14 protein-coding genes are annotated in these 12,702 nt (G+C 63.2%); 4 read left to right on the top strand and 10 right to left on the bottom strand.

The window, feature by feature from the left end:
• On the top strand, positions 1-261 hold a 261-nt coding region (locus EN949_RS03315), incomplete at its 5' end, for a hypothetical protein (RefSeq protein ID WP_206534943.1).
• A gap of 289 nt (positions 262-550) precedes the next feature.
• Positions 551-1,225, top strand: a complete 675-nt coding sequence (locus EN949_RS03310; protein WP_127365964.1) for a hypothetical protein — start codon at positions 551-553, stop codon at positions 1,223-1,225.
• A gap of 28 nt (positions 1,226-1,253) precedes the next feature.
• Here the strand turns inward: EN949_RS03310 and EN949_RS03305 are convergent, their stop codons facing one another.
• From EN949_RS03305 to tesB, 7 genes are all read right to left on the bottom strand, one after another.
• Positions 1,254-2,060 carry an exodeoxyribonuclease III gene (locus EN949_RS03305; protein WP_013528894.1) on the bottom strand — a complete coding sequence of 269 codons (807 nt, stop codon included), beginning with the start codon at positions 2,058-2,060 and terminating at the stop codon, positions 1,254-1,256.
• A gap of 171 nt (positions 2,061-2,231) precedes the next feature.
• The gene (locus EN949_RS03300) at positions 2,232-2,915 is read right to left on the bottom strand and encodes an outer membrane lipoprotein carrier protein LolA (RefSeq protein WP_024505000.1); all 684 of its coding nucleotides are present in this window, start codon (positions 2,913-2,915) and stop codon (positions 2,232-2,234) included.
• A 151-nt stretch (positions 2,916-3,066) separates the two neighbouring features.
• Complete coding sequence (locus EN949_RS03295; protein WP_013528892.1) at positions 3,067-5,742, bottom strand: DNA translocase FtsK; 2,676 nt, start codon at positions 5,740-5,742, stop codon at positions 3,067-3,069.
• 259 nt (positions 5,743-6,001) lie between these two features.
• Positions 6,002-6,277, bottom strand: coding sequence for a hypothetical protein (locus tag EN949_RS03290; protein WP_013528891.1), 276 nt, complete (start codon positions 6,275-6,277; stop codon positions 6,002-6,004).
• A 325-nt stretch (positions 6,278-6,602) separates the two neighbouring features.
• A complete protein-coding gene (locus EN949_RS03285) occupies positions 6,603-7,784 on the bottom strand; it encodes an ammonium transporter (RefSeq protein WP_224619141.1) in 1,182 nt (393 codons plus the stop codon).
• Positions 7,785-7,989: 205 nt separating this feature from the next.
• The gene (locus tag EN949_RS03280; protein ID WP_013528889.1) at positions 7,990-8,328 is read right to left on the bottom strand and encodes a P-II family nitrogen regulator; all 339 of its coding nucleotides are present in this window, start codon (positions 8,326-8,328) and stop codon (positions 7,990-7,992) included.
• A gap of 217 nt (positions 8,329-8,545) precedes the next feature.
• Positions 8,546-9,421, bottom strand: a complete 876-nt coding sequence (gene tesB, locus EN949_RS03275) for an acyl-CoA thioesterase II (protein WP_013528888.1) — start codon at positions 9,419-9,421, stop codon at positions 8,546-8,548.
• Positions 9,422-9,517: 96 nt separating this feature from the next.
• Between tesB and EN949_RS03270 the strand changes: the two genes are divergently transcribed.
• Complete coding sequence (locus EN949_RS03270; protein ID WP_024504999.1) at positions 9,518-10,777, top strand: ubiquinone biosynthesis hydroxylase; 1,260 nt, start codon at positions 9,518-9,520, stop codon at positions 10,775-10,777.
• 10 nt (positions 10,778-10,787) lie between these two features.
• Here EN949_RS03270 and EN949_RS03265 read toward each other — a convergent pair whose 3' ends face one another.
• The 3 genes from EN949_RS03265 to EN949_RS03255 form a co-directional block, all read right to left on the bottom strand.
• Positions 10,788-11,315 (bottom strand): hypothetical protein, encoded by a 528-nt coding sequence (locus EN949_RS03265; RefSeq protein ID WP_127367597.1) that lies wholly within the window; start codon positions 11,313-11,315, stop codon positions 10,788-10,790.
• A 140-nt stretch (positions 11,316-11,455) separates the two neighbouring features.
• A complete protein-coding gene (locus EN949_RS03260; RefSeq protein ID WP_024504997.1) occupies positions 11,456-11,812 on the bottom strand; it encodes a YciI family protein in 357 nt (118 codons plus the stop codon).
• Entirely contained in the window at positions 11,809-12,030 is a 222-nt protein-coding gene (locus EN949_RS03255) for a hypothetical protein (protein ID WP_063170404.1), read from the bottom strand. The genes EN949_RS03260 and EN949_RS03255 overlap by 4 nt, the downstream gene beginning before the upstream one ends.
• Before the next feature lie 220 nt (positions 12,031-12,250).
• On the opposite strand from EN949_RS03255, the gene EN949_RS03250 reads away from it, so the two are divergent.
• A complete protein-coding gene (locus EN949_RS03250) occupies positions 12,251-12,676 on the top strand; it encodes an OsmC family protein (RefSeq protein ID WP_013528883.1) in 426 nt (141 codons plus the stop codon).
• Positions 12,677-12,702: the final 26 nt, after the last annotated feature.

The following is a 12,702-nucleotide window of genomic DNA, read 5'->3' as shown; positions in this document are numbered from 1 at the left end:
ACCGCACATCTCATGGCAACGGTGATGACGCCGATGGTTATCCTCAATGGCGGCGCCAACATGGCCCGTTGGAGGCCGCTTTCGAACTGCGTGGACGTGATCGCGACCCGCCATGCCAGCCCGACCGGCCTGGTCGCCGATGTCCCGGCGCCGACAATCATCGAAGCGGCGCAACGGATGCTGGCGACACGCCGCCGCGACCATCCCCATCTGCCGGATAAGCCTGTCAGCGCAGCAGCCCTGGGGCAACGACATGCGTGAAGACGTGAAGCGCGCCGTTTGAGTTCGAATTTATTTGGACGCGCTTCGAAGCGTGCTGGGATTCAGGTCGGGCATTTGCAGGCCGGCCTCCCCTGAACATCGGCGCCATGGTACAATGGGTTCGGTGGAGCGAAGCGCTGCAACCGTTCGATGCTGACCACCGGCACAATGCAGGCGGAGTTCTCGGCGCGGCAGAGCTGGCAGCCATCGTACTGGATTAGGCATAGGTCAGCACTTCTTGATCTTTGATTCCAATGGAGTTCCTCTCAGTCCTCTATGAGAATAGCAAATGCCAGAGAACAGCGCGCCGAACACAAAGCATGGCGGCGAATGGACAATAGCCTGGCGCTTGGTCGTGTTGGCGGCGGCGGCGATCAACGTTGCGATGCTCTTGGCCGCGCTGTTCGTCGCGCAAATTCGTGGTCTGGACGCGTGGATCTTTTATCGAGATCCATCCGCAGCCGCCGGAGTCGGTTTCTATACGGGGTGGATTTCGTCCCTGGGTGCTTCGCTATGGATCGGCTCCGGCGCCGCGACCCTGTTTGCTGGCCTGCTCACGCGCCGATGGGATTGCACGTTTCTCGGCGGCCTTACCCTCCTCCTGGGCCTCGATGACCTGTTGTTGATCCATGAGGACGTGCTGCCCATTGTTGGGATACCAGAGATCGTTCCGATGATTGCCTACGCCGGCGCCGGGTTGTTCTGGTTCTTCCGGCTGCGACGAAAAACATTCGACGGCACGATCATCTTTGTGGCCGCAGGCTTCCTGCTGGCGATGTCAGCATCGATCGACCAGCTCGGAGAGCTGTTTCCTACCCCCGGTTCTGCGGCCGCCATCGCCGAGGACGTCGTCAAAGAGCTTGGCATCTTCCTTTGGGCGGCAGGTGCCGTTGGGTACGCGGCGATGGTGACACGATTGGGCCGTCCGTGGGTGGATCCAGCCGGTCCCAACTCTACAGACTGACTGCCGCACGCGGGCATTTTCGACCAGACTAGTCCAGATCGAACCGCGCGATGACAGGCACATGGTCCGACGGGCGCTCCCAGCCGCGCGCCAGACGCAGGATCTCGTAGCCGGAAAAGCTGGGCACAAGGTTCGGCGACGACCAGACGTGGTCGAGGCGGCGGCCGCGATTGGACAGCTCCCAATCCTGCGCGCGATAGCTCCACCAGGTGTAGAGCTTCTGCTCATCCGGCACGTTGAGCCGCATCAGGTCGACCCAGTTGCCGGCGCGACGCATCGCCTCGAAATTTTCCGTCTCGACCGGCGTGTGGCTGACCACGTTGAGCAATTGCTTGTGCGACCAGACGTCATGTTCGAGCGGGGCGATGTTGAGGTCGCCGACCAGCACCGAGCCGGACACCTCGTCATGTTCTGCCCGGATGGCATTCATCTCGGCAACGAAATCGAGCTTGTGCTTGAACTTCCTGTTGATGACGGGATCCGGTTCGTCGCCGCCCGCCGGGACGTAGAAATTATGCAGCAGGATCGCCTTGCCGCCGGCCCGCACCGTCACCGAGAGGTGCCGGCTGTCCTCGATTTCGCAAAAGCGTCGCTTTTCGACCAATTCGATCGGCCGCCGCGCCACGGTTGCTACGCCGTGGTAGCCCTTCTGGCCATGGAAGGCGATGTGCTCGTAGCCGAGCTTGCGGAAAGCCTTCTCGGGGAACAGTTCGTCGGGAACCTTGGTTTCCTGCAGGCACAGCACGTCGGGCGCATGCTCGACGAGCAGGCGCTCGACGATCGGCATGCGAAGGCGAACGGAGTTGATGTTCCAGGTGGCGATGGAGAAGGGCATTTGGCAATCCAGGACAGCGTGCAACGGCCAGAACCGATGGGTCCCGGCGGGGAAGACGCCTTTTGACGGAGTCGGTCCGGGAAATTGCCAGCCGCGGACCGCAAAGACAAGCCGGGCAACGCCCGACGAGGCGCGGCCCGGTGCTTTCCACAGCTATTGGAGCGTTTGAAGCTAGCGCGCCTTGTTGGTGTTGAGCTCGCGGTTCGCCGTGTAGTCGATGGCGAAAGTATCCGGCGCGAAGCTGACGCCTTCCTTGGTGTTGAAGATCATCACCGTCGTATCCTTGCCCTGCGCGTCGGTGATCGTCCACTGCCGCAAGTCGAAGGTTTTCGGATCGAACATCATGGTGATCTTCGAATTGCCGAACACCGATTTGTCGGCGAGCTGGATGGTTGTGAGGTCGTCCTCCTGCTTGACGCTTTTGACGCGGTCGCCGGAGAGGTCGATCCTGTTGTCGAGCAGCAGCTTCAAGGGTGTCTTCGACAGCGGATAGAGATCGGACGTGTTGAGCCTCTTGTTCAGGATGACCACCGACTGGCCGTCTGAAATCACCCGGAAGTTCGAAGAGCCGTCGTAGTTGAAGCGGATCTTGCCCGGCCGTTCGAGGAAGAACTTGCCGCCGGTCTGCTCGCCCTTGGGGCCGAACTGCACGAATTCGCCGCTCATCGATTTGACCGAGGAAAAGTGGTCGGCGATCTTCTGCGCAGCGGCCGGCACAGCCGCCTGCGCCGAGGCCAGCACCTGGAAGCCGGGCACCGCGTTGAAGGCTGCCGCCCCTGCAAACGCCAGGCCGAGGCCCAGCAACTGACGCCGGGAGGGAGCAAATGTGCTGAGCGCTGAAAGATCGTTTTTCATATCGGTCACTCTCGTCTGATTCCTGAGTTGTTCTGTGCTTGGACCCCCAGTTGGGCTGAAATTTGGCGGGTCGGGCGTCCCTTGGTCGCTTCAACGCCTTGAAAGGTTCAAGGTTGCCGGACAGGGATGTCGCAAGGGTCAGGCTTTCTGGTCAGAACTTGTCCTCTTCGGTCGGCACCAGGATCTCGCGCTTGCCGGCATGGTTGGCCGGGCCGACGATACCTTCCTTCTCCATCTTCTCGATGATCGAGGCAGCGCGGTTGTAGCCGATGCCCAGCCGGCGCTGGATATAGCTGGTCGAGGCCTTGCCATCGCGCAGCACCACGGAGACCGCCTGATCGTAAGGATCGTCGGAATCCTCGAAATTGCTGTTGCCGCCACCGCCGCTCGCTCCACCCTTGCCTGACGGCTCGTCGTCATCCTCGCCATCATCCTCGGTGATGGCGTCGAGATACTCCGGCACGCCCTGCAGCTTCAGATGCGCGACGATCTTCTCGACCTCTTCATCGGCGACGAACGGGCCGTGCACGCGCTGGATACGGCCGCCGCCGGCCATGTAGAGCATGTCGCCCATGCCGAGCAGCTGCTCGGCGCCCTGCTCGCCCAGAATGGTGCGGCTGTCGATCTTCGACGTCACCTGGAAGGAGATGCGGGTCGGGAAATTGGCCTTGATGGTGCCGGTGATGACGTCGACCGACGGCCGCTGCGTTGCCATGATGACATGGATGCCGGCGGCGCGCGCCATCTGAGCCAGGCGCTGCACGGCACCTTCGATGTCCTTGCCGGCGACCATCATCAGGTCGGCCATCTCGTCGATGATGACGACGATATAGGGCATCGGCTCGAGATCGAGGTTCTCGGTCTCGTAGATCGCCTCGCCGGTCTGGCGGTCGAAGCCGGTCTGAACGGTGCGCGAGATCTTCTCACCCTTCTTGTCCGCCTGGCTGACGCGGGCGTTGAAGCCGTCGATGTTGCGCACGCCGACCTTGGACATCTTGCGGTAGCGGTCCTCCATCTCGCGCACGGTCCATTTCAGCGCCACCACCGCCTTCTTCGGATCGGTGACGACGGGCGTCAGCAGATGCGGGATGCCGTCATAGACCGAGAGTTCCAGCATCTTCGGATCGATCATGATCAGCCGGCAATCCTGCGGCGTCAGCCGGTAGAGCAGCGACAGGATCATGGTGTTGATGGCGACCGACTTGCCCGAGCCGGTGGTGCCGGCGACCAGCACGTGCGGCATCTTGGCGATGTCGACGATGACCGCCTCGCCATTGATGGTCTTGCCCAGCGCCAGTGCCAGCTTGGCCTTCGTCGTCTCGAAATCGCGGCTGGCCAGGATCTCCCTGAGATAGACGGTTTCGCGCTTGGCGTTCGGCAGTTCGATGCCGATGGCGTTGCGGCCGGGCACCACCGCGACGCGGCAGGCGATGGCGCTCATCGAGCGGGCGATGTCGTCGGACAGGCCGATGACGCGCGACGATTTGATGCCGGGCGCCGGTTCGAGCTCATAGAGCGTGACGACCGGACCCGGACGGACGGCGATGATCTCGCCCTTGACGCCGAAATCCTCCAGCACGCCTTCGAGCAGGCGCGCATTCTGTTCCAGCGCGTCCTTGGACAGGCTGGCGTCGCGCACCACGTTCTTCGGCTCGGAGAGGAAGTGCAGCGACGGCATTTCAAATTTTTCAGAGCCGATCAGCGATGTCTGCGCCTCGCGCTGCACACGGGCGCCTGGCACGGGGCGCGCCGCCGGCGCCTCGACGCGCGTGGCGGCATCGGAACGGAACGGCTGTACCTTGGCGGTCGGCGCGCCGCGGCGTTGCACGACAGGCTCATCGTCGAAATCGGCATCCTCGCCCGCATTGTCGAAGCGGTCGTCGAAGATATCGGCATCGTCGGGGTCGAGCGAGGCGCTGCGGTCATTGACCATGGCGGCGAAGAATTCCGGCTCGACGCGGGCGCGGCCATCCTGGCTCATCCGCTGCTCGGCGAACTCGGCCGATTCGACCCGTTCGGCCGCGCGGCGCCAGGCGGTGGAGCGCTGCTCCATCTCCGGCTCGTACTCGTCCCGCTCTTGCCTGCGGCGCACGGCGCGGCGGTGCATCCACGCGCGCAGCGACAGCCACCAATGGGTGATGGCGCCGAGCGCCAGGATGCCCTCGTCGCCTTCGTCCTCGTCATTGTCGAACAAAAGGTCGTCCTCGCGCGGATCGACGGCGGGCTCGTCCTCCATCACCGCAAAGCCGTTCTTGCGTCCGATCAGCGCCGAGCCATGGGCAAAGAGCCACAGTGCGGGCGCCGAAAGCAGGATGGCGATGATGCTGGCGATCAGCCCGGTCGGATAGCCGCCGATGACGACACCGGGGATCTTCAGCACCATGTCGCCGAACACGCCGCCGAGGCCGGTGGGCAGCGGCCAGGTCTTGGGCGGCACCACGCAGCCGACCATCGCAGCGGCCAGCAGCGCGAAGCCGAACCAGGACAACCCGCGCTTGGGCAGCCTGTCGACGCCGCGCGCGGAAAACAGCAGGAAGCCCCAGATGACCGTCGGAACCAGGGCGGCGACGGCGGCGAGGCCGAAGAACTGCATGGCGAGGTCGGAGAACACGGCACCCGCATAGCCCATGGCGTTGGTGACGGTGTTGTTCGTCGCGTGGGAAAAACTCGGATCGGCGACATTCCAGGTGGCAAGGCTGGCAACGCCAAAGGCGGCCAGCGCGAACAGGCCGACGCCAACCAGCCGCCCCACCTGACGCCGCGCGAACGCCTGGATGCCGTGCCCCGTATCGGCCAGCGCGAGCGGTGCTGAAGCCCCTGAACGCATGCTCTTCCCCGTCTGTCGTGGACTCGCCGGGTGCGTGGCGCACTCCGGCAGATTCGGGTCTCAGACTATCGGTGGGAAGGTTAAGGGCGCATTAACTATAAGAGGTTGAGACGCTCAAACCTCATTACCGCCGGTTGAGGCGTATGAGGCAATGTTGGACGACGGACCGATGGAGCTCCATCGAACGAAACAATGGCGGGCTGCCGGCCCGCCATTGGTCGTCTGAACAGAGATCGGGTCTCGGCCCGATCGCGGCAAATCAGTTGGCGCCGCCGAGCGCCTGCACATTGGCGCAGAATTCCGCATGCGGCTTGCTCATCGCCGCATCCTGGCATTCCTTCTTCATCGCTTCCTGCTTTTCCATCGGCATGGCCATGAAAGCTGTCTTGAAGTCCGCCATCGGCTTCATGGTTTTCATGCCGGAATCCGTGAAGAACGGCGCCATGTTGTCGGGCTCGTCCAGAGCACCGGCAAACGCCACGCCGCCGATCATGGAAAGAGCAAGCGCTCCGAGACAGATGTTCTTGAGGTTCATGAGATGGTTTCCTTCCCTGTTGTTTGGCACGAGCGTCAGAACGACGATCGTCCCCACGGTTCGGAACCAGAGCGGTCGTTGTTTCCTCAAAAAACATGATCACGCGAACGTGATTGCGTGAAGCCGGGCATTGCCGGAATGGCTTGCCAAAAAAAGAGGCCCGGATGCGATCCGGGCCTCAATGCGTGAACTCCTTTCGGGAGCATCACGACGGGATCTTTCAAAGCAATTCCAGGAGAACTGTGCAGCGCTTTCCATTCGGAATTGCGTGGAGATATGGGGCCGGCGGGAGGAGGGTTCCGCCGGCCCCTTGGCTAAGCTGGCCTTACGGCACCACTTCGCCATGCTGGGAGATGTCGAGGCCTTCGACCTCTTCCTGGGTCGTCGGGCGCAGGCCGACAAGCGCCTTGACGATGTAGAGGAGCACGAAGGTGGCAATGCCGGTCCACACGATAGTGACGGCAACGCCGTAGATCTGCTTGCCGAGCGAAGCACCTGCGCCGAGGCTGTTGATCGCCGGGTCGGCGAGCACGCCGGTGAGCAGAGCGCCTACCACACCGCCGACGCCATGCACGCCGAAGGCGTCGAGCGAGTCGTCATAGCCGAACATGTGCTTGACCTTGACCGCCGAGAGGTAGCAGACGACGCCTGCGACGATGCCGACGATGAAGGCACCGGTCGGGTTGACGAAGCCGGAAGCCGGCGTCACCGCGACCAGGCCGGCAACCGCACCCGAGATGATGCCGAGCACGGAAGGCTTCTTGGCGACGATCCATTCGGCGAACATCCAGGCCAGTGCCGCCGCCGCGGTGGCAACCTGGGTGTTGAGCATGGCAGCGCCGGCAAGACCGTCGGCTGCCAGTTCCGAACCGGCGTTGAAGCCGAACCAGCCAACCCACAGCAGCGAAGCGCCGATCACCGAATAGACCAGGTTATGCGGCGCCATGTTGGTGGTGCCATAGCCTTCGCGCTTGCCGAGAACCAGCGCACAGACCAGACCGGCGACACCGGCATTGATGTGAACGACCGTACCGCCGGCAAAGTCGAGCACGCCCGCCGATCCGAGGAAGCCGCCACCCCAGACCCAATGCGCGATCGGCACGTAGACGACCAGCAGCCACAACGCCATGAAGATCAGCAGCGCCGAGAACTTCATGCGTTCGGCGAAGGCGCCGGCAATGAGCGCCGGCGTGATGATGGCGAACGTCATCTGGAACATCGAGAACACGAATTCAGGAATGTTGGCGACGCCCGGCAGCCACAGCGAGGCCGTGGTGATGCCGTGATGGAAGAACTTCGAGGTGCCGCCGATATAGCTGTTCACGCCGCCGCCGTCCGAGAAGGCCAGCGAATAGCCGAACATGAACCACAGCACCGTCACCAGGCAGGTGATGGCGAAGCTCTGCATGACGGTGGCGAGCACGTTCTTCTTGCGCACCATGCCGCCGTAGAACAGCGCAAGGCCCGGAATGGTCATCATCAGCACCAGCGCCGTCGAGGTCAGCATCCAGGCGGTGTTGCCGGTGTCGAGCACCGGGGTCGGGGCAGCAGCCGGCGCGGCCGCGGCTGCGGCCGGTGCCGCTTCCTGTGCGAAGGCGGCGACCGTGCCCAATGCTGCGAGAGCAAGCGAACCCAAAAGGGCAGCTCGTCCCGTCGTCTTCAAGGTGGAAGGAATATTCATTGAACTCTCCATTGGAATACGTGATCGCCGCTCAGAGCGCGTCGGTGTCTGTTTCGCCGGTGCGGATGCGCACCGCCTGATCGATGCCGAAAACGAAGATCTTGCCGTCGCCGATCTGGCCGGTCTTGGCGGCTGCGGTGATGGCTTCGACGGCCTTGTCGACCATGTCGGCACTGACCGCGACTTCGATCTTGATCTTCGGCAGGAAGCTGACCGCGTATTCCGCCCCGCGATAGATCTCCGTATGCCCTTTCTGACGCCCGTAGCCTTTGACTTCGGTGACGGTCAGGCCCTGGATGCCGACGGCGGTGAGCGCTTCGCGTACCTCGTCGAGCTTGAACGGCTTGATGATTGCCATCACGATTTTCATAAGGTTTCACCCTTTGCTGTTGCGGTCCCCCGCGTTTGCACACCTTCACCGATCCCAAAGAGCCGGAGAGTGCCCACAAGGATTCAAGCTCCGTGCCAAGTGCCGAAGCAGGGTGTTAACCCACTGTAAACAAAGAGATTAGGGAGTGCGCCGACGCAACCTGCCCACAGCTGCGGCGATACGCCTGCTTAAAAATTGGGCAAATTTCGAAAAATGCCTACTCTGCAGGCGATCGCTTGAGCCGGATCAGCCCTTCCTGCGCAACCGAGGCAATCAGCGTACCGTCGCGGGCAAACAGCGAGCCGCGTGTAAAGCCGCGCGAGCCCTGCGTCGACGGGCTGTCCTGCGTGTAGAGCATCCAGTCGTCGAGCGCATGGCTGCGGTGGAACCACATGGCGTGGTCGAGGCTCGCCGCCTGGATATCTCGATCGAAAATGGCGCGGCCATGCGCGAAGGTCGATGTGTCGAGCAGCGTCATGTCGGAGAGATAGGCGAGCACCGCTGCCTGGATGGCGCGGTCCGCCGGCACCGGACCGGTGGTGCGGATCCAGATGTTCTGCTTTGGCTCCAGCTTTTCGCGGCTGGTGTAATGCTTCAGCATCACCGGCTTCATCTCGATCGGCCGGTCGCGCTCCCAGTAGCGTTTGATCCCATCGGGCACCGCCTCGCCGAATTTGCCCAGCAATTCGCGTTGCGACAGCAATGTGTCCGGCCCCGGAACGTCCTGCGGCATCGGCACCTGGTGCTCCAGGCCGACCTCATCCTGCTGGAACGAGGCTTCGAGCGAAAAGATCGCCTGGCCGTGCTGGACCGCCACCACGCGCCGCGTGGTGAAGGAGCCGCCGTCGCGAATGCGGTCGACCTCGTAGACGATCGGCACCTTGGTGTCGCCGGGCCGCATGAAATAGCCGTGCAGCGAATGCACGTACCGATCGGGATCCACTGTCCGCTGCGCCGCCACCAGCGCCTGGGCGATGGTCTGGCCGCCGAACACGCGCTGCCAGTCGAGCAGCGGGCTGCGACCACGATACAGATTGTGTTCCAGCTTCTCGAGGTCGAGAATGCCGAGAAGCTCGTCCATGGCTGCCGTCATATTTCGCGCCCTCGCCGCAGAAGTGTTATGGCGGTTTCCGACAGGACGGACAGGCAGTCAAGGGCGCAAGACCCGGCCGGCGCAGGAGCGAAGATGATGGAACGCAAGGCGGACACGAAAAACAGATCCGGGCTCGATGTCCTGGTCGCCGGCGCCGGCTATGTCGGCCTGGCCGCCGCCGTATCGCTGAAACAGGCGCGACCGGGCCTCGCCATCGCTCTCGTCGATGCGGCACCTGCTGGCGCCTGGCAAAGGGATGGCCGCGCCTCGGCCATTGCCGCTGCCGCCTGCCGCATGCTCGACCAGCTCGGCGTGTGGGCCGAGATCGCACCCCAGGCGCAGGCGATCACTGAGATGATCATCACCGATTCGCGCACCGCCGATCCGGTGCGTCCGGTCTTCCTGACCTTCGGCGGCGAAGTGGCGCCGGGCGAGCCCTTTGCGCATATGGTCGCCAACAAGGTGCTGAACGGCGCCTTGCGGGCCAGCGCCGAAAGGCTCGGCATCGATATCATCGAAGGCGTCGCGGTGCAGGGCTTCGAGACCAACGGCAGTGGCATCACCGTGCATCTCGCCGACGGCGCAGCGCTGAAGGCGCGGCTGCTGGTCGCCGCCGACGGCGTCAACTCGAAGCTGCGCGACATGGCCGGCATCAAGACGGTGAAGTGGGAATATGGCCAGTCCGGCATCGTCTGCACGGTAGCGCATGAACGCCCGCACAATGGTCGCGCCGAAGAGCATTTCCTGCCGGCCGGGCCTTTCGCCACATTGCCGCTCAAACCCGGTGAGGACGGCACCAACCGCTCGTCGATCGTCTGGGTCGAGCGTACGCCCGATGCCGAGAAGCTGGTGGCCGGTGACGATCTCCTGTTCGAACACGAACTCGAGCAGCGTTTTGGCCTGAAGCTTGGCGAGATCCGCGTTACTGATGCGCCGCGCGCCTGGCCGCTCGGCTTGACCATTGCGCGTGCCTTCGTCGCGCCCCGCATCGCACTCGCCGGCGATGCCGCCCACGGCATCCACCCGATCGCCGGCCAGGGCCTCAATCTCGGCTTCAAGGATGTCGCGGCCCTTGCCGAGGTGATCGTCGAGGCCGACCGGCTCGGCCAGGACATCGGCGCGCTCGACGTCCTCGAACGCTACCAGCAGTGGCGCCGCTTCGACACGGTGCAGATGGGCATCACCACGGACGCGCTGAACCGGCTGTTTTCCAACGATATCGGCCCGCTGCGAACCGTCCGCGACATCGGCCTCGGCCTTGTCGAACGCATGCCGCGCCTGAAGGATTTTTTTATCCGGCAGGCGTCGGGGTTGTCCACCAGCACGCCGCGATTGTTGAAGGGCGAGGCGATCTGAGCGCTATCGCTCAGTTGACCTCGAAACCCAGCTTCTGCCGCAGCCGCAATATCCTCTGGTCGGATATTTCGAGGCGTTTCTCGCCGCCCTGGGCGGCGCGGTTGACCATCTGCAGCAGATCGTTCCGCTCGGCGACATCGAGGCGTTCGCGCAGGAACGGCGCCAGCTTGTCGATGACGACGGTGGTGTCGTCGACCTGCGCCGCCGCCCATTTGGCGTAGATCACCGCCTCGTCGGTCTTCTTCTTGTCGGCGATCTCGGAAATCACCGCGCGGATGACAGCCTCGCGCTGCGGCAGGATGGGCCCATCCTCGGAGACGATTGATGTGATCAACGTAGCCGCCGCTACGACCGGATCATCGATCGCCGTCAGAGGCGACAGAGCCGCCTGCTTGCGCAGCTTCTTGCGACGGATGTTGCCCTGCACGCGCCCGACAACGTCCGCAACCTCGCGAGCCGCGTCGTTCATCGCCTTCATCCGGTACCACCAGAACGCCGCCGCGCCCAACACGCCAAGGATAGCAATCAGGAAAGGCATGTCGAAATCCCCAAGAACCCCGGCGACGATAGGAGAACTCTCGCCTTGCTTCAACACGCAAAAGTTGCGCACCAAATGAACCGCGACGATCGTTCAATCGAACGCCTTGGTTTCCGCGTGGCTGTAGCACATGGCGGGGGCTATGACCCCGGCACATTGTAGATCGCCCGCACCTCGATGGTGCCGATTTCGGCCAGCGGGATCTCGCCGGCGATCTCCAGCGCCTGGTCGAGATTGTCGGCCTCGATCATGACGAAGCCAAGCAACTGCTCCTTGGTTTCGGCGAACGGGCCGTCGGTGATCAGCCGCTTGCCCTGGCGTCGCCGCACCGTCTTCGACGTCTTCACCGATTGCAGCGCCTGCGCGACGATCAGCACCCCACGCTGATCCAATGACCGATCATGAGCCATCGAATCGGCATCGAGCTTGGCCAGACGCTCCGGCGTCATGGCATGGAGGTCGTTTTCCTCGCCATAGACCAGACAGACATATTTCATTTCCAGCTCCCTTGCTGTGACGAACCATAGGCGATCACGGTATCGGTTGAGTTCTTGCCGGCAGCGACATGGTCGAGAAGGCTGACCGCAATGCCGATGATTGCAACTGCCGCAAGCAGCCGGCCGAAGCCGGAGGGCGGCACATGCAGCGGGCCGCTTTTCCCTGGATCGGCCGTTCGGCAGGTGCTTGTCCAATGGGCAGAAAACAGATTGTTCATGCGAACCTCCATCCGCCACGAGAATCCGTGGCCGCCCGCAGGACGGTCGGGGCCGATGCAAGTCGACATTTTTGCACGCACATTTTTTCAAAAAAGATTCGGTGCGGCTCGCCGGTGCTGCATGCGCGCGCAAACAGCGCGGTGGCCTTCCCTCGCGCCCGCGCTATAGTTGGGAGGAACGCCGCCTGGCCGGCGCCACCGCTGTAATAAGGAGGAATTCATGGACCGCACCGCAAACGCCGTCTGGAAAGGCAATCTGAAAGAGGGCACGGGCACGCTCGACACCCAGAGCGGAACCCTGAAGGGCACGCCCTATTCGTTCAAAGCCCGCTTCGAGGACGAGAGCGGCAAATCCGGCACCAACCCTGAAGAGCTGATCGCGGCGGCGCACGCCGGCTGCTTTGCCATGCAGTTTTCGCATTTCCTGGCCGAGAACGGCACGCCGGCCACCGAACTCGACGCCAAGGCCGTGGTGACGCTGGTTCCCGGCACCGGGATCACCGGCAGCGCCCTCACAGTGGTCGGCAAGGTCCCGGGCATCGACGCGGCGAAGTTCAAGGAATTGGCCGAAAAGGCCAAGGCCGGCTGCCCGGTCTCGAAGGCGCTCGGCGCCATAAACGTATCGCTCGACGCCAAGCTCGGCTGAAGGCCCGAACGGCAAATTCATCCAGA

The organism is Mesorhizobium sp. M7A.F.Ca.US.007.01.2.1 (genome assembly GCF_003998165.1).
Classification (GTDB): domain Bacteria; phylum Pseudomonadota; class Alphaproteobacteria; order Rhizobiales; family Rhizobiaceae; genus Mesorhizobium; species Mesorhizobium ciceri.
Note: the sequence above shows the minus strand (reverse complement) of the source record. Positions and strands in the feature narration are given on the sequence as shown.